Genomic DNA, 18,948 nt, shown 5'->3' on the forward strand with positions numbered 1-18,948 from the left:
TTACTAGAATAATTCTTATTTAGTCTAGCTTTTCTTTGTGAAAAAATAGACTTAATTAGAATCTTTCTAAAATGGCTATCTATACTTTCATTAAAAATTACTTTTTTCCTTTTTACATGAAAACAGCCACAAAATTGAACAAAAGATCTATTTCATTTCGATATTATTTCAACTCGAACAAAAAATCTGAAACAAGCAGTTTAAGCACTTGTTTCAGATTTCATTTTTATTTATTTACTGGTTTTACTGATCCATCCCATTTTTTAAGAATCCAATCTTGAACTTCTTTACTGTGCAATGCATCTACTAATTTTTTGATTTTATCACTATCTTTGTCTTCTGAACGAACAGCCACAATATTTACATAGGGTGAGTTATCTTTTTCAAGTAACACTGAATCTTTCAAAGGGTTTAAACCTGCACTATATGCAAAGTTTGCATTGATTGCGACAAGATCTGCTTCGTCATTATTATATGTTGTTGTTAGAACTTCTGGATTGATATTATGGATAAACTTCAAGTTTTTAGGATTTTTATCGATATCTTCAAACGTTGCTGTTTCTAAATCAACCCCATCTTTGACCGTTACTAAATCAGCATCTTGTAAAATTGTAATGATACGACCCCAGTCAGATTCTGAATTTGAGGTAATGACTGTTGCCCCCTCTTTTAAGTCTTTGATATCTTTGATTCGTTTTGAATAAAGACCCATTGGCTCGATATGAATACCACCAGCATTTGCGAAATCATAGTTGTTTTCTTTAACTTGTAAATTAAAGTAAGGGATATGTTGGAAGTAATTTGCATCGATATCGCCTTCAGCTAGGTTTTTATTTGGCAAAATATAATCATCGAATTGAACGATTTCTAAATCAATGCCTTCTTTCTTAAGAATGGGTTTTACTTGTTCTAAAATTTCTGCATGGGGGGAAGCAGATGCGCCAACTTTTAGAACAGAAGATTCTTTTTCAGAGCCAGCTGATTGACTATCATCTGTTTTGTCTTTTGATCCACCACAAGCGACTAAGCCAAACGCCACAACTGCTAATGTTGCTAAACCGAATAATTTCTTTTTCATATTTACTTCCTCCAATTGTTTTCTATTTTGATTGTTTATCGTTTGTCAGAACGTTTCACTAATTGATCACCGACAAATTGAATGATAAACACAATAATTAAGATTAAAACAGTAGCTATCAACGTAACGGTATTATTGTTACGGCTGAACCCTTCTTGATAAGCTAAGCCACCAAGTCCACCACCGCCAATGATTCCTGCCATTGCAGTAAAACCAATCATCGTAATTGTTGTAAGTGTCACACCAGATAGTAGTGCTGGGGTACTTTCGGGAATGAGTACTTTAAAGATTTTTTGGATTCTAGAAGCACCCATTGCATCTGCCGCTTCCAACACCCCACTGTCAACTTCACGAAACGCAATTTCAACTAAGCGAGCATAAAATGGTGCTGCTGATACGATTAATGAAGGAATTGCTGCTGTTGCGCCGATTCCTGTCCCAACTAGTTTTCTTGAGAAATCCATCAATAAGATAATCAAAACAATATACGGAATCGATCGAAAAATATTACTAACAACTGACAAAATACTGTAACATACCTTTGCATATGGTGATTTATTACGACTTAAGCTATACAGTAATAGCCCTAACAAAAATCCGATAATAATAACAAAAATCATCGCAACAATCGTCATGAATAATGTATCAATTGCGGCTTGTTTCATTGATTCTGGATTCACCCGACTGAAATTTAAGTACTTCTCTACAAATGTTTCATTCGCCACGGTGAATCACCTCCAAACCTACTTCTTTTTCTTTGAAGAACGTTACTGCTTTTTCTACTTCAATCGATGATCCAGTGATCATGACTGTAAGTGTGCCAAATGCACCTTCTTTAGCCTGTTGCACTTGTCCTTGAACCACATTGATATCTACAGCAAACTTTCGAATTGCTTGTGAAATGACAGGCTCATTTGCATTGTCTCCACTGAATTGAAGTGTCGCTACAAGTCCCGCTGGATTTTCCTGAATCAGCTCTTGTAATAACTCTTCTGTGTCTTCTTTAGGTTCTAATTCTTGTTGGACAAAGCGTTTTGTAACAGCTTGTTTAGGATCTCTAAAGACTTCTAAAACGTCACCTTCTTCTACAATTTGTCCTAATTCCATCACGGCAACTTTATTGCAAATCTTGCGAATCACATGCATCTCGTGGGTAATCAAAACAATTGTTAAATTCAGTGTTTTGTTGATTTCTAACAGTAGATCCAATACTTCATCCGTCGTTTGCGGATCTAGTGCACTCGTTGCTTCGTCACAAAGCAAGATTTCAGGATTATTCGCTAACGCTCTAGCAATCCCTACACGCTGCTTTTGCCCACCAGATAATTGGCTTGGGTAAGCATCCCCACGACCTTCTAATCCAACTAAACTTAAAAGTTCCTGGGCCCGTTCTTTTCTCACGTTCTTTGGAACATTGGCAAGTTCTAAAGGGAGCATAATGTTTTCTAGAATCGTTCTTGACCATAATAAATTAAAATGTTGAAAGATCATCCCAATTTTTTTTCGAAATTGACGTAGTTCACGGTTCGCCATTTGTGCAACATTTTGCCCTTGGACAACGACTTCACCTTGCGTTGGCAATTCTAAACCGTTTAATAAACGAACCAATGTACTTTTACCGGCACCAGAATAGCCGACGATGCCATAAATATCTCCTCGATCGACTGTCAATGAAACATCACTCACAGCTGTTACTTGTCCACTTTTACCAGAAAATTCTTTTTTTACGTGTTGTAATTCAATTAGAGGCATTTTTTCCCCTCCGCTTTCTTTGGTTTTGCTTCTTTTTTATTATACTACATGCTTTGCGCTGTGTTGTGAAATAATAGACAGATTAATTATCTTATTTTTCATCGGGCACGTTTACTTCTTGTGCCACTCGTCTACCTTTTTTGACGTAGTAACTTGATGGTGATTCGCTAGTAAGGGAACTTCTCTCACTTCATTCGCCAAGTATTGTTCATCATCTACTCTGGTACGCTTACTTCTTGTGCCACTCGTCTACCTTTTTTGACGTAGTAACTTGATGGTGATCCACTAGTAAGGGAACTTCTCTCACTTCGTTCGCCAAGTATTGTTCATCATCTACTCTGGTACGCTTACTTCTTGTGCCACTCGTCTACCTTTTTTGACGTAGTAACTTGATGGTGATCCACTAGTAAGGGAACTTCTCTCACTTCGTTCGCCAAGTATTGTTCATCATCTACTCTGGTACGCTTACTTCTTGTGCCACTCGTCTACCTTTTTTGACGTAGTAACTTGATGGTGATCCACTAGTAAGGGAACTTCTCTCACTTCGTTCGCCAAGTATTGTTCATCATCTACTCTGGTACGCTTACTTCTTGTGCCACTCGTCTACCTTTTTTGACGTAGTAACTTGATGGTGATTCACTAGTAAGGAAACTTCTCTCACTTCGTTCGCCAAGTATTGTTCATCATCTACTCTGGTAAAGCCAGTCGTAGTGATTCACAATAAAAAGCCTCCGTCCCTGTCATTAATCTGACATAAGGACGAAAGCTTGTCTTTCGTGTTACCACCTTGATTTACTATTATTTCACAATAATAGCCTTATACAGTACTTGAACTCGTATACTGTCGTGCTATAACGGGCACTCCCGTAATAAGTTCACATCTGCTCACTTATTCCGCTCAAAGACCATCTTCCATCTCAACTATGTTGCCTATTTTCAGCAATCAAGGCTCTCTTCAAACACGTTTGACATGTACTCTTCTTTTCAAAGCTTTTACTTTTATTGATGAAATTATAGCAATATACAAATAGCTTGTCAATTATTATACTTGGGTTAATTCTGATTCATCAATGTCCGTGAGGATAGCAATCCAGGCATTTTTTTGTTCTGCATCATCTAACACACTAGGGTCTTGCGCAGCTGCTTCATTAATCGCTGCGATCGTTCCGCTAATGGGACTACTAAATTCACTGACAGCTTTTTCAGCTTCCAATTCAATCAGCGAATCCCCTTTTTCCAACGTTTGACCAACTTTAGGCATTGTTGCAAAAGTGATGTTTCCTAGGTCTTCTTGTGCTTCATTCGTTAAACCAATCTTATAGCCAGCATCTGTTTTTAAAACCCATAAACTATCGATTATTTTCAATTCTTCAGCCATTAGTCAATAGCTCCTTCATAGTCAGATTCTTTAAACCCGTTTGCTAAAAATTGATCTCCTTTAACAAAAATCGGACGTTTGATCAACATACCATCGGTTGCCAGTAATTCACTTGCTTCTTTGATTGAAAAGTCATTGACTTTATCTTTCAGTCCTTGTTCTCTATAACGAATACCGCTTGTATTAAAGAAACGGCGGACTGGTAAATCACTTTGTTCCATCCAACTTGCTATTTGTTTAGCTGTAGGTGGATGTTCGATCATATCAATCGTTTCGTATTTTACCTGCTGTTGATCTAACCAAGCTTTTGCTTTCTTACAAGTCGAACATTTTGGATACCAGAAAAATGTGTACATTTCAACGCCTTCTTTCATTTAATAGTCTTCAATCGTTGCTTCTTTTTGATATTTCATTGACATAATCAATCCTACACCTAACATATTTCCTAAAATCGAGGAACCACCTTGGCTAATAAATGGTAACGGAATCCCTGTTAATGGTAGAAGTCCGATATTCGCTCCTATATTTTCAAATACGTGGAATAGAATCATCATGATGATTCCAGTTGCAATGTAGGCGTAAAATTCATTATTTGTGTCAAAACACACACGAATCATGCGATAAATCAAGATAAAGTAGAGTAAAATAATAAAGCAACCGCCAATGAAACCAAAGTTCTCACCTACAACAGTAAAAATCATATCTGACTCTCTAACCGGTACATAAACATCACTGACATTAAATCCTTTGCCAAGTAAACCGCCAGAACCAATTGCAGTGATTGCTAAAGCTGGCTGGAATGAACGGTCTGGATCATGATGGAAAGGATTCATCCATAAATCGATTCGATCAAACTGATACGGTTTAAATCCAACAGAATAAAGAAATTCCCGTCCAGTTGTTGTCGTTACTAAGTAAATCGTTCCTGCTCCAACTAGTAACGCGGCCAAAAAAGTCGGCAAGATAATTTTCCAAGAAATTCCCGACATCAGAAATACTCCGCCAAAAATGGCTAGAAAGACTAGCATCGTCCCAAAATCATCTTGGAGTAAAATCAAGATAATCACCGGCATCGTAACCAACAACATTTTGCCAATCAGCCAAAAATCAGATTTTACTGTCCGATTGACATTCTTCACATTGTGCATCGTCACTACATAAGCCAGCATCAAAATGAATGCTACCTTCATTAATTCCGAAGGTTGAAAAGTCGTTCCGCCAATACTGATCCAGTTTTTAGAGCCTGTTTGCGCCTCTAGATACGGATCATAAAATTTTAGAAGCAAACCCATCATAATCAACCCAATCACATAAAACACCGGGGTCAATCGCCAGAGGAGCTTAGAGCTGAAATGCATGACAATCACAATACTAACACCGCCAACCAAATACCATAATCCTTGTTTCATGAGCATATTGCCGATTTCTGGTCGATTTGGATCATTGCTCAATGCTACATAAAGTGATAGTATTCCGATGATTGAAAGAAGGAATACCGGTAAGATCACACCATAATCGATTCTATTATCTAAATTACGCATTAGTTTATTTTTATTCATTCGTCATCCCTTTTCCTTAAATCATACGCCTTTTATTATAACTTTCTATAGGAAGAAAAGAAAGTATAGTCTTGATGATTTTTGAAAAACTTTAAAGTACAAATTGAGTCGTTATAATTGTATTTTTTTATTTTGACAAATGTGACGTTCAATAAACGCATAAATATCAATTTAGTTATACATTGCATTGTTCCTCAGCAAAACTATATAATAACATTTAAAGGAGATGAATAACGTTGAAAAAGATTTACGTGTTGGGAATTAGTCTGCTTCTATTATCACTTGGTGGCTGTGGGAAGCCTACTGATAAAGAAAACAAATCTCAAGATTCAGATGAACCTTGGATCACGCTCGACAAAGATACGATTGAATCAGATGAAAATGGCCAATTTCAACTTACTGGAAAAGCCAAATACAGCAGTTTTTCTGCTAGTATCATCCAAAATAAGAATGGCCTCAGTTTACAAGAACCACGAGGTGTGCTCAAAATTGAGAAAGACGGTTCATTTATTTGGAAAAATATTTTTATAAATGGACAGGCACCTACAACAGATGTTTCTTTTTCAACTTATAAAGAAAAAGAAAAGATTCAATACCAAGTTAACGTTGATTATAGTAAATTCGTAGCTAAACAGGAAGAAAATAGGTTGATAGAAGAAGAAATCAACGCTACAATGCCTGCACTATTAGAAGAAATTATTGCTTCTTCTGAAAGTATGATTATCAATATTGACAAAAAATATCATAGTTATCGGAGCTTGCTAGTAACAGTACCTTTAGATGTAAAGTATGAACGTAATGGTATGAAGAAGAAATATATGGATACAATCGGCTTTCTAATTCAAGATAAAACGGCCAGTACATTATATCCAGATAAAAAGCAGATTCCTTATATCACATTCCGATATGACAAAACAAATGAAGTTTTAGGCGCTACTGATTTAATTAATCGAAGAAAATTCATTCTTTATGATGAAAGCAACTAGTGAGAATATACGTAAATGAAATAGTATTTCTATTGAATTTAAATGAAAAAAATAGGGGTGTGGGATTAAATGCTTCTGTCCCAGACTCCTATTCAAATTCACCCTTTATATAGTCTGCTAAGTTATTACGAGAATCAAATTATTCTACAAAATCTAAGACTTCTTCATAAGCTTCGATTTGCGCATACAAACGTTGGATCTGCAGTTCATTTTCAATGTAATTGATAGAGTTCCCAAGATTTTCTTGACGTTTGTCTTCTAAGCGTTCGACTTTTTTCTTTGCTTCATTGACTAATTTAGTGATTTTATCAACATTTTCTGACATGATGCATTCCTCCTATATACTTACTTCTTATTTAAGTGTAGGCTTATTTTTGCAAATATACAAAGATTATCTACGAATTTATTACACTTCTTTATAAAAAGGCTCAACATCTTTAATTAACAAGATGTTGAGCCTTTATTTTATGCCAGCTGTAGGAATCGAACCTACGACCTACGCGTTACGAGTGCGTTGCTCTACCGACTGAGCTAAGCTGGCAATACAATGCAAATTATAGAACTAAACTTATTTTTTGTAAAGACAAAAACCTGTCTTTTTTTAAATAAATTTAGTTTTCTGAAATTTTTCTTTAAATGTGGTATAATAAAAGAAGTTAAGAAAGGAAGTTTTTTTGAATGTCTAATTTCGGTAACTTTAATCGTCCTGTTGAGCCTTCTTCTGAAGGGGATTTATTCACTGTTGATACTCAGGTCACTTTCTTGATGCATGGTCAACCACAGACTGGGATTATCACGAAACAATTAAATAATTCTGCTGTAGTGGAAATTGATGAGAAATCTGATAACACTGATTTAATGGTCAAAAGTAATGGTGTGATTGTCATCAATTACAAAAAATTACAAAAAGTATAGACTCTTCCATCCATTATTAGTGGATGGATTTTTTAATTAAAAAAATAGCTGAGTAGAGAGAGTTCATCTCTCTACTCAGCTATTTTGTCGTTTACTTATTTGGTTCCAAACAAACGGTCACCAGCATCGCCAAGACCTGGAACGATGTAGCCATCTTTATCTAGATACTCATCTAATGCTGCAGTATAAATATCGATATCAGGATGTGCTTCTTGTAATGCTTTCACACCTTCTGGCGCTGCAACGAGACATACAAATTTAATATTGCTGCCGCCGCGTGCTTTCAATGCATCGATTGCCATGATTGCTGATCCGCCTGTAGCAAGCATTGGATCCACTACAAATAATTGACGTGCGTCAATATCTTCTGGCATCTTCACAAAGTATTCAACTGGTTCTAATGTATCATGATCACGGTATAACCCGATATGTCCAACCTTCGCTGCTGGAATCAATTCCAAAATACCATCTACCATTCCAATACCTGCACGTAAAATCGGCACGATTGCAACCTTTTTACCAGATAATGTTTTTTGTGTTGTTTCACAGATCGGTGTCTCGATCACAACGTCTTCTAACGGCATATCTCTTGAAACTTCGTATGCCATTAGCATTGCAATTTCATTCACGACTTCACGAAAAACCTTTGTTCCACAATCTTTATCTCTAATAATTGTTAATTTGTGTTGGATCAGTGGATGATCAATAACTTGGAATTTTCCCATGCTCATTCTCCTTCAATAATTTATTCCTTCCTATTGTAAAACAAAATCGAGCGATTGACTAGTCAATCACTCGAATCTTTTACTTATAAAGTGGATATTTTTTTGTAAGCTCACTAACTGCAGCCCGAACTTCAGAAAGAGTCGTTTCATTCTCATGATCTTTTAACACTTTAACGATCAATTTTGCGACTTCAACACAATCATCCTCTTTGAAGCCTCGAGTTGTGATCGCAGGAGTACCAATCCGAATACCACTGGTTTTAAATGGACTAAGCTGTTCAAATGGAATTGAATTTTTGTTCGCTGTAATATTCACACTGTCTAGAATCGCTTCTGCTTCTTTTCCATTTAAACCAAAACCACTAACATCGATCAATAACAAATGATTATCAGTTGATCCGCTTACTAAACGCGCTTCAGGTGTTTGATTGATAACTTTCGTCATCGCTTTCGCATTTTCGATCACTTGTTCACTGTATTCTTTAAAGGTAATATCTAATGCTTCTTTAAAAGCAACTGCTTTACCAGCAATCACGTGTTCTAATGGTCCGCCCTGAATACCAGGGAAGATATTGCTATTGATTTTTTTCGCTAACTCTTCATCATTAGTTAAAATAAGCCCACCACGAGGCCCACGTAATGTTTTATGTGTTGTTGATGTTGTGATATCTGCAAAAGGAACTGGATTTGGATGTAAACCAGCTGCTACAAGTCCTGCAATATGCGCCATATCTACCATTAATTTTGCACCAATTTCATCCGCAATTTCACGGAATTTTTCGAAGTCGATGGTACGAGAATACGCGCTGGCACCCGCTACGATCAATTTTGGTTGATGCTCACGTGCCAAAATACGCACGACATTATAATCGATTACTTCTGTTGTTGGATCAACGCCATAACTTACAAAGTTATACGTTTTGCCACTAAAGTTTACTGGTGATCCATGAGTTAAATGTCCTCCCGCAGACAAATCCATCCCTAAAACAGTATCGCCTGGTTCGATCAATGAAAGATAAGCGGCTGTATTCGCTTGTGACCCAGAATGTGGTTGTACATTTGCGAATTTAGCTCCAAATAATTCTTTCGCACGATCAATTGCTAAGTCTTCAACGATATCAATGAACTCGCAGCCACCATAATAGCGTTTGCCAGGATATCCCTCCGCATATTTGTTTGTAAGAATACTTCCTTGCGCAGCCATCACACCTTTCGAAACAACGTTCTCCGATGCAATCAGCTCCAAGTTGTTCTCTTGACGTTCGTTCTCTTTTTCAATAGCATCCCATAAATCCGGATCAACTGTTTTATAATCCATTAAACAAGCCTCCATTTCATTTGTTTGTACCGATTGTATCATACTTAAAAGCTCTCTACTCGAAAATAGAATCAATTTTCAATATTTTTTGATTTGCTGCTTTTTTTAGACGATTCATATAAGCGATCCCTAACTCTGATTCTGGGAAAGCTTGGGCAAAAATAACATCGATATTCTGTTCATCTAAACTTCTGAGACCAGCAAATAACAGTTTAGTCCCTTGTTCCACTGTATCTTCCCCAAAAGAAAAAATAGCTGTTACCTCAGTTGAAAATGCTGATGTGATACGATCACTTGCAAATAGCCCGATTCGTTGATTTTTACTTTTGGCCCAATTGATCGCTTTGTCAAATACATCTTTATCGCCGTCTATGATCCAGACTGGAACATCAGGAGAATAATGCTTATACTTCATTCCTGGCGCCTTTGGGGCTTCCTTTTCAGTGATTAAATGCTGATCCAACGTCACTTTTCCTACTACCTGTTCCAACTGCTCTTTCGTAATAGCACCTGGTCTTAATACGACGGGAACTCCATTTTTTGTAGTCAAATCTAGAACAGTTGATTCTACTCCAATTTGTGTTGGTCCATCATCTAAAATACCAGCGATCTTACCATGTAAATCATGGTAGACATGCTTCGCGGTTGTTGGGCTAGGTTTGCCAGAAGTATTTGCACTTGGCCCAACCAAAGGAACATTTGCTTCTTTTATCAATTCAATTGTTTTCAGATTATTAGGCATCCGAAAAGCAACCGTATTTAAACCACCCGTAACTGTAGTAGAAAACGTAGTAGGTTTCACATCGAAAATCAAGGTCAAAGGACCAGGCCAAAAAGCATCGACAAGTGCCTTTGTATGTTTAGGAAAATACGTCACATAGTGTGTGACCATTTCAAAATCACTGACATGTACAATCAATGGATTGTCGCTAGGTCGTCCTTTTACAGTGTACACTTGCTTTACTGCCTGTTCATCCAAAGCGTTTGCGCCAAGTCCATATACTGTTTCAGTCGGGAAGGCTATCAGTTCTCCTTGACGAATCAACTCTGCTGCTTCACCAATTTCGTCTGTTGTAAATTGTTTTGTTTCCACTTTTTATCCCTCCTCTTTTTTAGTTGAAACAATCACCATTCGATCATTTCCTGATAAGTCTTGGGCAACTTCTACTTGTTTTTGAGGGAATGCTTGCTGGAAAAGTTCTTTAACGGCCTCTCCTTGCTGAAAACCGATTTCCAAATAAATTTTTCCTTCTGGATTCAGTTTATCTTTTGCTTCGTCAGCTAATCGCTGATAAATAGCTAATCCATCATTTTCCGCAAATAATGCTGTTTTTGGTTCGTATGTCCGAACACTTTCATCCATTAATGCCCATTCAGCATTACTAATATAGGGAGGATTTGAAATCAAGATATCAATCCTTTTGTTTTTTATCGGTTTTAGCGCATCGCCGTGAATAAACTCAATTTCAGCCTCTAGTTGTTGTGCATTTTTCTTTGCGACTTTCAATGCTTCTTCGGAAATATCGATGGCTGTCACTTGCCAGTTTGGACGAGCTAATTTTAAACTGATTGCAATCGCCCCCGTCCCAGTCCCTACATCAACAACAGTTAGAGATTGGTTGGGATTTTCTTTTAAACAACGGTCTACTAATTCTTCGGTTTCAGGTCTAGGAATCAAGGTATGCTCGTTGACTAGAAAACGTTGTTCATAAAAATCACCGTAACCCAATAGATACTGTGGCGGATAATTATTAGCTAGTTGCTTCAAGTCCTCATTGATTTGTTGTTCATCTGCACATGTTATTTCATCTTTTAAATGGAGTAGCCAATCCGTCTTCGTCCACCCCTTTCTTTCTAGAAAAACAAAGAGGATACTGTATCCTTCTTTCCCATGTTTTTCTAAAAAAGAAGAAGCCCGTTCAAGGACTTCAAAATAACGGTTACCCATTTTGCATCTCTTCTAATTTTGATGTTTGATCGTATAACACTAAAGCATCGACGATTTCATCTAATTTTCCAGCTAAAATTTGATCTAGTTTTTGAATCGTTAACCCAATACGGTGATCAGTCACACGGTTTTGCGGAAAATTATAGGTACGAATTCGTTCAGAACGATCTCCAGTACCAACAGCGGATTTACGATTCGCATCGTATTCGCTTTGTGCTTCTTGCTGCATTTGGTCATAGACTCTCGCACGTAAAATTTTCATCGCTTTCTCACGGTTTTTGATTTGTGAACGTTCATCTTGCATCGCAACCGCAATCCCTGTCGGAATATGTGTCAAACGAACGGCAGAAGCTGTCTTATTGACGTGCTGACCACCGGCTCCACTTGCATGGTAGATATCGGTACGGATATCTTTATCCGCAAGATCCAATTCTACTTCTTCTGCTTCTGGTAATACAACGACTGTTGCAGTAGATGTATGAATACGGCCTTGAGATTCTGTTGAAGGAACACGTTGCACACGGTGTGCGCCGCTTTCGTATTTTAATTTAGAGAAGACATTGTCTCCTGAAATCATCATGATTACTTCTTTATATCCGCCAATCCCAGTGATGCTAGCTTCCAAGACATCTGTCTTCCAGCCTTGAGATTCCGCATATTTTTGGTACATCCCGAATAGATCTCCTGCAAATAAAGCTGCTTCATCTCCACCTGCTGCACCACGGATCTCCATAATGATATTCTTATCGTCATTTGGATCTGTCGGCAATAGTAAAATTTTGATTCGTTCTTCAAGAACGTCTTTTTCTTTTTTTAATTCTGATAGTTCTTCTTTCGCCATTTCTGCCATTTCAGCATCTAATTTTTCGCCTAACAGTTCTTCTGTGTCGCTGATTCCTTCTACTACTTGTTTATAGCGGCGATAAACGTCTACCGTTTCGCGAGTATTCGCTTCCTCTTTAGATAATTGCATAAAGCGTTTCGTATCACTAATCACTTCTGGGTCGCTTAATAATTCGCCCAGCTCTTCATAGCGATCTTCGATTGATTGTAACTGATCGTACATAGTTGGTTGCTCCTTTTTCGTTAAGTCACTGTTTTTTATTTTTCCTCTTTTTTACGGAGTTACTTATTTGCTACTTGTTCACCGTCAATTGGCGGATGAAAATAGTGATTTCGACACACTGGATAATAGGCTTCGTTGCCTCCAATTTGAACTTGAGTTCCTTCGTAAACGGGTCGACCATCAATGTAATGTAAATTCATTGTGGCTTTTTTGTGGCAGAACCAGCAGATTGTTTTGAGTTCTTCTAATTTGTCAGCATATAGCATCAAATATTTTGAGCCTTCAAATAGTTCATTACGGAAATCATTCTTCAAACCGAAAGCCATAACAGGAATATTAAGTTCATCTACCACTCTAGCAAATTCAATCACATGTTGTTTTCCTAGAAATTGAGATTCGTCTACTAATATACAGTAAGGTTTATACTCTAGCTTTTGGATTAATTCATAAACATTTGTTTCTTTAAAAATGGGAATGGCTTCTCTTCTAAGGCCAATACGGCTTGAAACGACACCTACGCCATCTCTAGTATCAAGTCCACTTGTCATGATCACAACAGGCTTGTCTTGTTCTTCATAGTTGTGTGCTACTTTTAAGATCTCAATGGTTTTCCCACTGTTCATTGCGCCATATTTAAAAAATAATTGTGCCATTCCTTCGTCGTCACCTCTCGTTTAGTTCCTCTCGTATTTTACTATAAAATCGAAGTTTTTTACAGTGGTAAATTTATTGCTTATGTAGCAAGGGGGTTTTTTGTCAGGAATTTCCATTTTTGATATCATCCTAAATTGTTTGTTCTGTTATTTTAAACACACCTTAACGCTACCAGAATAGTTTTTAGAGTTTTAAAATTCAATTTGGCAAAATTTATTCAAACTTTTAAAACGCTCCATAGATTAACAGAACATACAAAAAATGATGAACTTTGGAAGCCCATCATTTTCCCTCTGCTGTAATAGTTGTTAGTTTTTTAGAAGTATTCTCAAAAGTTGTCTTTGCTTTTGTTACCCATGCACCTTTTGCGGAAGACTGAAAGTTTGAAATATAGTTTGCACTACTACTTTTTAATCGTTCTACTCGAGCTTGTCCCATACTTTTAACCAGTTGCTTTTTCGTTTCTGCCGTTTGAACACATGGCGGAGCAACCATGCCTCGTATCAAAGCTTTTTCCAATTCTTTTCGCAATCTTTTTAACTCCAGTTTCATTTTTTCACTACTCATTTTCTTTTTTTCTCTCCTTCTCTTTTAAAAGAGTAAGTTCATCTTCTATTAATCGGGTTTGTTTCTTATAATGAATCGTGTTTTCTTCTTGTTTATTTTCTAATTCTTTCATTGCCTGATTAACTACCCTATCTCCATCATCTTTACATTGTTCTAATAAATGATAAACTCTGCTCATATTTATTGGTTCACTGTACTCAGCTTGCTGATAATGATAGCGATAATTTTCTGAAAGATTTTCTAACGCACGACCAAATTTTTGCTTTTCATAAAAGGCTTCTTCTAACTCTTCTTCAATCTTTCTTTGGTTCTTTTCATACTCTGATTCTAACTCTGTTAATTTATTTACACATGTTCTCTCCATGAGAGTTTATCCCCCTATTTGTCTCGCTAACTCTTGGTCTGTTTCTACTTGTTTATTTGTGGATGATTGTATTTGACCAATTAATTCATTGTATTCTTGTTGTATCGAAGATAATTCTGATATTTTTTGTTCATATTCTTCTTTTGGTTCTATTCGAACAATTGGCTCTGTTGCACCACCACCATTTAAAGAATCTAATACTTCTCCTTGATGTAATGTAGAGCCTATGGAGTCGGCTGTTTTCAACGTATCAGTCCATAATTTATCTGAATCTTTCTTTGCTTCCCGATACATTTTTTTAATATCATCTATTTCTATTTGAAGGGTTTTACTCATTCCTTGTGTTAAAATCAATGCTTCGGACGCATCTAAATAAATTTCTTCTGAAGCAGATAATCTTCCACCACTTTTTAGAAATTTTGCTCGGAGTAATTCCAGTCCAATTAGTTTTTTTGTTGTATCAGTTTGAACCTTTTTTTGAGCAACATAAATTTTATTTAAATCAAGGGTATGTTGACGAATAAAATCCTGTTCTTCCTTTGTTAAAAAACCAGTAATGTCATGCTCTTTTCCGTTTTTTATGATGATAATTTTTCCTGGATAGATACTTCCAGGAACTCCACTCGCAGCTTTATTTAATGGGTCATTTTCAGATACAAAATAAATAATATTTCCACTATATCGTCCAAATAAATCGGATAATTCTTGTTGATTTGACTTCTTTAAATTTCCTAATAAATTCATCAATGGAGCTGAATTATAAAGTATAATATTCGGTATATTGTGTTCCATACCCATAATAGTTCCATTTCTTCCACCTAAAGAGTGCCCTGTACTGTATCAATATCATAACCATTTGCTTTTAAATTGTTCATAAACTTGTTACTAGCATCAAAATATGCCGAGGAAGGGCCATCTCCTTTAAATGCTATATTCACCCATTGACCTATGTCTTTTGCGCTTTCTAATATACCATTGTCAAGGTTAGTACCAGTAAAGCCAACTACAACTTTTCCTGTGTTGTTATCCAAAAACGCTACGCCACTTGAACTTGTTTTAGGGTCGTAGAATGCATCTACTAGTTGGAGATTGGAAGGGAATTTATCAGCACCTTGTAATTTTATTATTTGTTTATTAATATCATTTTTATCAAGACCATTTACTTGAGCGTTCTCAACTTCATATGAAATTGTTGCTACTGCACTAGTCGCTTCTAAGTCTTTTTTAATCCCTTTATCTCTGATGTCATAGCTACTCATCTACAATATCCTCCTCTGATAAAGGTTGAAAATCGACTAAATCATCAAACACAATTGCTGGTTTTTTAGAAAATCTTATCTCTAACTGCTTATATCCTATAGAACTTCCTTCTAAATCACCTGTTCCTTTTAATAATAATGTAGGCGCTTTTTCAGTTGGAATATCATATCGTTCTCTCAATGCTTGAACATTATTGTCAGTATTTGTTAACTGATATTCTAATTCATACATAGGTACTTCTGGATTGTACATTTTTTTAATATTTTCGTATGTATCTAAATGATTAAAATCACCATACTGCACAAAAAAGTTAAAATTTTGTATCTTATCTTTAATACTATCCTCATTCACATCATCAACTAGATGAAATCCTTCTTTATTATAAGTTACCTCATACTTCTTTTTTAAAACTGGTTTACTCAAATCATTCCATGTTGTAAAGGTGTAATAATATCCCTTCGCTGTTCTTGTATTTCTGTTTAGCCTTAAAATCATCCCCTCTGTAAACAGCCCCCCATCTTCTGATTGACTAATGGACATACTAGAATCAAGTACCCAAACCCCCTTATCATCCTTATCAAACTCATTATCTCGATAGCCTTCCATATCGTAGAAACTTTCTAGATTTGGTGTTGGATACATTGCTAATACCTTATCAAAACTTTGTTCAATTTCTGCTTTATTTTTTGTTTCACATCCAGTTAATCCACTCATTATCATTAGTCCTCCTATAAATAAATATAATTTTTTCAAAATATTTTCTCCTCCTAAACAGGATGAAATTTATTTACACCTTAATCAATATTTATTTTACCAAAAGTAAGATGAAATAGATAGTTATATATTACATTTTTGTTATTTAATTTTTAAATAATGTTACTGATTTATGGATAAAAAAAGAGATAGTATGCTTTTAGCTCACTATCCCTCTACTTAGTATTATTATATTAAACTAAATTATTAATTGCCTGTTGCAATGCTAGTGTAGCATTATCAATATCTAATTGGTTAGCATTAGGATCATCATATGCGTATTTGGCATCATCTAATTTAACTATTAGCGTTGACTATTAATGTACACTGTAATTTAATTCTCCCAATGTTATTACTTTATTAGCTAAGAAAAATTTTTCTATTCTGTTTCCAATCACATTCGTTCTTTTCGCAACACTCGTAGAAATATCGACGCTATTTAATGTGCTTGTAAATTTACTGATGAACGCGATACATTCCCAGTAGTAGACTTACTATTTTAACATCCATTCTTTAATTCCTTTCTAGTTTTATAAATATGACTTATTTCACTACTTATTATCCAATTAAAATTACTTAACTATCTTTACGTTTTTTATTGTCATTATCACGAATTATAACTTGTTTAGAATCGCTGTGTACTACTGCACTAGGTTCTCTTTTTACTCTTGTAAAAAAAGATGAGCCTGGGATATAACTAAAAAGGGTATGTTTCAGGCTCTTAGTAACCGAATAAACGGTGGGCGCAGAAGCAACTCCTTCGGAAATAAGCCGAAATTGCTGTAAAACACAACAAGGAACAAGTTGATGTTGCACAGTACCTACTTGGTCGCAAAAATTTGAAGATCAATTTTCGTAAATTCCTTCTTATTTCTCGGAGTTAAACACTTCTGCCCCAACCTCACGTTTGATTATTCTAAACCAATAGATAAATGGAAACGTTCGATCTATTGGTTTTCTAAGTTTATTTTATTTTTGAGTAGCAGCAAAATTTGCAGCTTCTGTTCCAGATTGACGTCCAAAGATGATGATGTCCGCCACAGCGTTTCCGCCGATACGGTTTGCACCATGTAACCCACCAGTTACTTCACCAGCGGCATACAAGCCTTTGATTGGAGCACCATCTTCTTTTAAGACTTCTGTCTTCGTATTGATCTTCACACCACCCATTGTATGATGGATTCCTGGTGCGATTTTGATTGCGTAAAATGGTCCAGTTGATAAATCATGATCCATTCCTGTTGTACGATTGTATTGAGTATCCGATTTCGTTTGAACCTCTTTGTTCCATTGTTCTACGGTTTCTTTTAGTTTTGCTTCAGGCATATCGATTTTTTGGGCTAATTCTTCGATTGTTTTTCCTTCGACTACAAAACCTTGTTCATTATAAAAATCGATTGCTTTCGCTCGATCACGAACACCTTGGTCAAAGACTAAGTAAGCTGATTTTTCTGGTAACGCAGTAATAGCAGCAGAAACTTTATCACGGGTATCCATTTCATTAACAAAACGCGTTCCTTCTTGCGATGCTAGAATAGCTCCTTCACCGCGAACTACTTCACCAATCAAAAATGATTTGTCTTGTTGCACGGTTGGATGGATTTGAATTTCTTGCATATCCACTGTGGCACCACCAAGTTTTTCGATCATCTTGATTCCATCACCAGTTGTACCTTCTTGATTTGTCGTTACGTAATCTTTTAATTTGGGATCGTATTTTTCAAGCATTTCTTTATTTGCACCAAATCCACCTGTTGTGACGATTACCGCATTTGATTTGATTTCTTTTGTTTCTTTGTCATTTAATTTCACTTTGACACCGTTCACTTGACCATCTTTTTCAGTGATTTCAGTGACATTTGCATTGACGAATAACGGAACTTTTTCTTCTTTGACATTCCGAACAAGTCCATCCACTAAGTAACCACCAATTGCAGAACCATCTGCTGGACGATGTGTACGCTTTTCGCTCATTCCACCAGTGATTGTCAGGTTGCTAAGTTCGATGCCTTTTGTATCTAACCAATCAATTGCATCGGCTGAATGGTCTACAAAAAAGCGTAATAATTCTTTGTCGTTCGTCCCTTTTCCGCCTTTTAGTGTTTCTTCAAAAAATTTATCATTACTATCAGTGATCCCTTCGACTTTTTGGTATTTTGTTTCTGATGCATTCATACCTGAAGACGACTTGATTGTATTTCCACCCGCAACGGGCATTTTTTCTAGAATTGCTGGATTCATTCCCGCTTCTTTGGCTTGTAATGCCGCAGTCATACCCGCTCCCCCAGCACCAATGATCACGATATCATATTGATCCTTCAATTCGCTTAAATCCGTATAACCATTGGCCGATGCTCCAGAAGTAACTTCTGTGCTTTCTTTAGATTCTTTCCTTTTCTTCGCTGTTTTTTCTTGATCACTAGTACAGCCCACAGCAATTCCAGCAAACAAACTCAACGATAGTAAACTTATGATGACTTTTTTCATTTTTTCCCCACCTCGGTAAATTTTATCCAATCAACCCTGATTATTTCATTATAGAAAAAGCCGCTAAAATGTGATTTAATTCACATTCATTTCAAGAAAAAAGTAGCTGGTGCAACTTATTTCACTCCTTTTAAAAAA

Annotated in this window: 21 protein-coding genes, 1 tRNA gene and 1 other annotated feature; of the genes, 2 read left to right on the top strand and 20 right to left on the bottom strand. The window is 36.2% G+C overall.

The window, feature by feature from the left end; all coding sequences use genetic code 11:
- Window positions 1–226: 226 nt before the first annotated feature.
- From BCR22_RS09095 to BCR22_RS09120, 6 genes are all read right to left on the bottom strand, one after another.
- Window positions 227–1,078, bottom strand: coding sequence for a MetQ/NlpA family ABC transporter substrate-binding protein (locus BCR22_RS09095; RefSeq protein ID WP_069654615.1), 852 nt, complete (start codon window positions 1,076–1,078; stop codon window positions 227–229).
- Window positions 1,079–1,113: 35 nt separating this feature from the next.
- Window positions 1,114–1,743, bottom strand: coding sequence for a methionine ABC transporter permease (locus BCR22_RS09100; RefSeq protein ID WP_069654697.1), 630 nt, complete (start codon window positions 1,741–1,743; stop codon window positions 1,114–1,116).
- Window positions 1,744–1,792: 49 nt separating this feature from the next.
- Window positions 1,793–2,830, bottom strand: a complete 1,038-nt coding sequence (locus BCR22_RS09105; protein WP_069654616.1) for a methionine ABC transporter ATP-binding protein — start codon at window positions 2,828–2,830, stop codon at window positions 1,793–1,795.
- 752 nt (window positions 2,831–3,582) lie between these two features.
- Window positions 3,583–3,827 (bottom strand) — a binding site (T-box leader).
- Between the two features lie 45 nt (window positions 3,828–3,872).
- The gene (locus tag BCR22_RS09110) at window positions 3,873–4,208 is read right to left on the bottom strand and encodes a glycine cleavage system H family protein (RefSeq protein ID WP_069654617.1); all 336 of its coding nucleotides are present in this window, start codon (window positions 4,206–4,208) and stop codon (window positions 3,873–3,875) included.
- Window positions 4,208–4,564: an arsenate reductase family protein gene (locus BCR22_RS09115; RefSeq protein WP_069654698.1), complete on the bottom strand. Its 357-nt coding sequence runs from the start codon at window positions 4,562–4,564 to the stop codon at window positions 4,208–4,210. Before BCR22_RS09115 ends, BCR22_RS09110 begins: the two co-directional genes overlap by 1 nt.
- Window positions 4,565–4,582: 18 nt before the next feature.
- Window positions 4,583–5,767, bottom strand: coding sequence for an FtsW/RodA/SpoVE family cell cycle protein (locus BCR22_RS09120; RefSeq protein WP_069654618.1), 1,185 nt, complete (start codon window positions 5,765–5,767; stop codon window positions 4,583–4,585).
- A 236-nt stretch (window positions 5,768–6,003) separates the two neighbouring features.
- Between BCR22_RS09120 and BCR22_RS09125 the strand changes: the two genes are divergently transcribed.
- Complete coding sequence (locus BCR22_RS09125; RefSeq protein WP_069654619.1) at window positions 6,004–6,753, top strand: hypothetical protein; 750 nt, start codon at window positions 6,004–6,006, stop codon at window positions 6,751–6,753.
- 139 nt (window positions 6,754–6,892) lie between these two features.
- Here the strand turns inward: BCR22_RS09125 and BCR22_RS09130 are convergent, their stop codons facing one another.
- Window positions 6,893–7,078 (bottom strand): hypothetical protein, encoded by a 186-nt coding sequence (locus BCR22_RS09130; protein WP_069654620.1) that lies wholly within the window; start codon window positions 7,076–7,078, stop codon window positions 6,893–6,895.
- 143 nt (window positions 7,079–7,221) lie between these two features.
- Window positions 7,222–7,294 (bottom strand) — tRNA-Thr (locus BCR22_RS09135).
- Window positions 7,295–7,431: 137 nt separating this feature from the next.
- Between BCR22_RS09135 and BCR22_RS09140 the strand changes: the two genes are divergently transcribed.
- Entirely contained in the window at window positions 7,432–7,668 is a 237-nt protein-coding gene (locus BCR22_RS09140) for a hypothetical protein (protein WP_069654621.1), read from the top strand.
- A gap of 95 nt (window positions 7,669–7,763) precedes the next feature.
- Here BCR22_RS09140 and upp read toward each other — a convergent pair whose 3' ends face one another.
- The 12 genes from upp to BCR22_RS09200 all read right to left on the bottom strand — a co-directional run bounded on the left by upp (window position 7,764) and on the right by BCR22_RS09200 (window position 18,810).
- The gene (upp, locus tag BCR22_RS09145; RefSeq protein ID WP_069645130.1) at window positions 7,764–8,393 is read right to left on the bottom strand and encodes a uracil phosphoribosyltransferase; all 630 of its coding nucleotides are present in this window, start codon (window positions 8,391–8,393) and stop codon (window positions 7,764–7,766) included.
- A 79-nt stretch (window positions 8,394–8,472) separates the two neighbouring features.
- Complete coding sequence (gene glyA / locus BCR22_RS09150; protein WP_069654622.1) at window positions 8,473–9,711, bottom strand: serine hydroxymethyltransferase; 1,239 nt, start codon at window positions 9,709–9,711, stop codon at window positions 8,473–8,475.
- A gap of 55 nt (window positions 9,712–9,766) precedes the next feature.
- On the bottom strand, window positions 9,767–10,804 hold the full coding sequence (locus BCR22_RS09155) for an L-threonylcarbamoyladenylate synthase (RefSeq protein ID WP_069654623.1): 1,038 nt from the start codon (window positions 10,802–10,804) through the stop codon (window positions 9,767–9,769).
- A 3-nt stretch (window positions 10,805–10,807) separates the two neighbouring features.
- The gene (gene prmC, locus BCR22_RS09160) at window positions 10,808–11,659 is read right to left on the bottom strand and encodes a peptide chain release factor N(5)-glutamine methyltransferase (protein ID WP_069654624.1); all 852 of its coding nucleotides are present in this window, start codon (window positions 11,657–11,659) and stop codon (window positions 10,808–10,810) included.
- Window positions 11,652–12,725: a peptide chain release factor 1 gene (gene prfA / locus BCR22_RS09165; protein ID WP_069654625.1), complete on the bottom strand. Its 1,074-nt coding sequence runs from the start codon at window positions 12,723–12,725 to the stop codon at window positions 11,652–11,654. Before prfA ends, prmC begins: the two co-directional genes overlap by 8 nt.
- 59 nt (window positions 12,726–12,784) lie before the next feature.
- Window positions 12,785–13,378 (bottom strand): thymidine kinase, encoded by a 594-nt coding sequence (locus BCR22_RS09170; protein WP_069654626.1) that lies wholly within the window; start codon window positions 13,376–13,378, stop codon window positions 12,785–12,787.
- A 283-nt stretch (window positions 13,379–13,661) separates the two neighbouring features.
- Window positions 13,662–13,946 (bottom strand): hypothetical protein, encoded by a 285-nt coding sequence (locus tag BCR22_RS09175; RefSeq protein ID WP_069654627.1) that lies wholly within the window; start codon window positions 13,944–13,946, stop codon window positions 13,662–13,664.
- Entirely contained in the window at window positions 13,939–14,310 is a 372-nt protein-coding gene (locus BCR22_RS09180; RefSeq protein WP_069654628.1) for a hypothetical protein, read from the bottom strand. Before BCR22_RS09180 ends, BCR22_RS09175 begins: the two co-directional genes overlap by 8 nt.
- Before the next feature lie 6 nt (window positions 14,311–14,316).
- Entirely contained in the window at window positions 14,317–15,102 is a 786-nt protein-coding gene (locus tag BCR22_RS09185) for a hypothetical protein (RefSeq protein WP_141706558.1), read from the bottom strand.
- A gap of 26 nt (window positions 15,103–15,128) precedes the next feature.
- Window positions 15,129–15,569, bottom strand: a complete 441-nt coding sequence (locus tag BCR22_RS09190; RefSeq protein ID WP_069654630.1) for a hypothetical protein — start codon at window positions 15,567–15,569, stop codon at window positions 15,129–15,131.
- Entirely contained in the window at window positions 15,562–16,323 is a 762-nt protein-coding gene (locus BCR22_RS09195; RefSeq protein WP_083241802.1) for a tandem-type lipoprotein, read from the bottom strand. Before BCR22_RS09195 ends, BCR22_RS09190 begins: the two co-directional genes overlap by 8 nt.
- 969 nt (window positions 16,324–17,292) lie before the next feature.
- Window positions 17,293–18,810, bottom strand: coding sequence for a flavocytochrome c (locus BCR22_RS09200; protein WP_069654632.1), 1,518 nt, complete (start codon window positions 18,808–18,810; stop codon window positions 17,293–17,295).
- Window positions 18,811–18,948 lie beyond the last annotated feature (138 nt).

Origin of the sequence: Enterococcus plantarum (assembly GCF_001730295.1) — a bacterium.
In the GTDB taxonomy this organism is placed as follows: Bacteria; Bacillota; Bacilli; order Lactobacillales; family Enterococcaceae; genus Enterococcus_L; species Enterococcus_L plantarum.

Excerpts from the sequence above, each read along its gene's own strand:
- BCR22_RS09095 (WP_069654615.1), bottom strand. The coding sequence starts at position 1,078 with ATGAAAAAGAAATTATTCGGTTTAGCAACATTAGCAGTTGTGGCGTTT.
- BCR22_RS09100 (WP_069654697.1), bottom strand. The coding sequence starts at position 1,743 with ATGAAACAAGCCGCAATTGATACATTATTCATGACGATTGTTGCGATG.
- BCR22_RS09105 (WP_069654616.1), bottom strand. The coding sequence starts at position 2,830 with ATGCCTCTAATTGAATTACAACACGTAAAAAAAGAATTTTCTGGTAAA.
- BCR22_RS09110 (WP_069654617.1), bottom strand. The coding sequence starts at position 4,208 with ATGGCTGAAGAATTGAAAATAATCGATAGTTTATGGGTTTTAAAAACA.
- BCR22_RS09115 (WP_069654698.1), bottom strand. The coding sequence starts at position 4,564 with ATGTACACATTTTTCTGGTATCCAAAATGTTCGACTTGTAAGAAAGCA.
- BCR22_RS09120 (WP_069654618.1), bottom strand. The coding sequence starts at position 5,767 with ATGAATAAAAATAAACTAATGCGTAATTTAGATAATAGAATCGATTAT.
- BCR22_RS09130 (WP_069654620.1), bottom strand. The coding sequence starts at position 7,078 with ATGTCAGAAAATGTTGATAAAATCACTAAATTAGTCAATGAAGCAAAG.
- BCR22_RS09140 (WP_069654621.1), top strand. The coding sequence starts at position 7,432 with ATGTCTAATTTCGGTAACTTTAATCGTCCTGTTGAGCCTTCTTCTGAA.
- upp (WP_069645130.1), bottom strand. The coding sequence starts at position 8,393 with ATGGGAAAATTCCAAGTTATTGATCATCCACTGATCCAACACAAATTA.
- glyA (WP_069654622.1), bottom strand. The coding sequence starts at position 9,711 with ATGGATTATAAAACAGTTGATCCGGATTTATGGGATGCTATTGAAAAA.
- prmC (WP_069654624.1), bottom strand. The coding sequence starts at position 11,659 with ATGGGTAACCGTTATTTTGAAGTCCTTGAACGGGCTTCTTCTTTTTTA.
- prfA (WP_069654625.1), bottom strand. The coding sequence starts at position 12,725 with ATGTACGATCAGTTACAATCAATCGAAGATCGCTATGAAGAGCTGGGC.
- BCR22_RS09170 (WP_069654626.1), bottom strand. The coding sequence starts at position 13,378 with ATGGCACAATTATTTTTTAAATATGGCGCAATGAACAGTGGGAAAACC.
- BCR22_RS09175 (WP_069654627.1), bottom strand. The coding sequence starts at position 13,946 with ATGAGTAGTGAAAAAATGAAACTGGAGTTAAAAAGATTGCGAAAAGAA.
- BCR22_RS09180 (WP_069654628.1), bottom strand. The coding sequence starts at position 14,310 with ATGGAGAGAACATGTGTAAATAAATTAACAGAGTTAGAATCAGAGTAT.
- BCR22_RS09185 (WP_141706558.1), bottom strand. The coding sequence starts at position 15,102 with ATGGAACACAATATACCGAATATTATACTTTATAATTCAGCTCCATTG.
- BCR22_RS09190 (WP_069654630.1), bottom strand. The coding sequence starts at position 15,569 with ATGAGTAGCTATGACATCAGAGATAAAGGGATTAAAAAAGACTTAGAA.
- BCR22_RS09200 (WP_069654632.1), bottom strand. The coding sequence starts at position 18,810 with ATGAAAAAAGTCATCATAAGTTTACTATCGTTGAGTTTGTTTGCTGGA.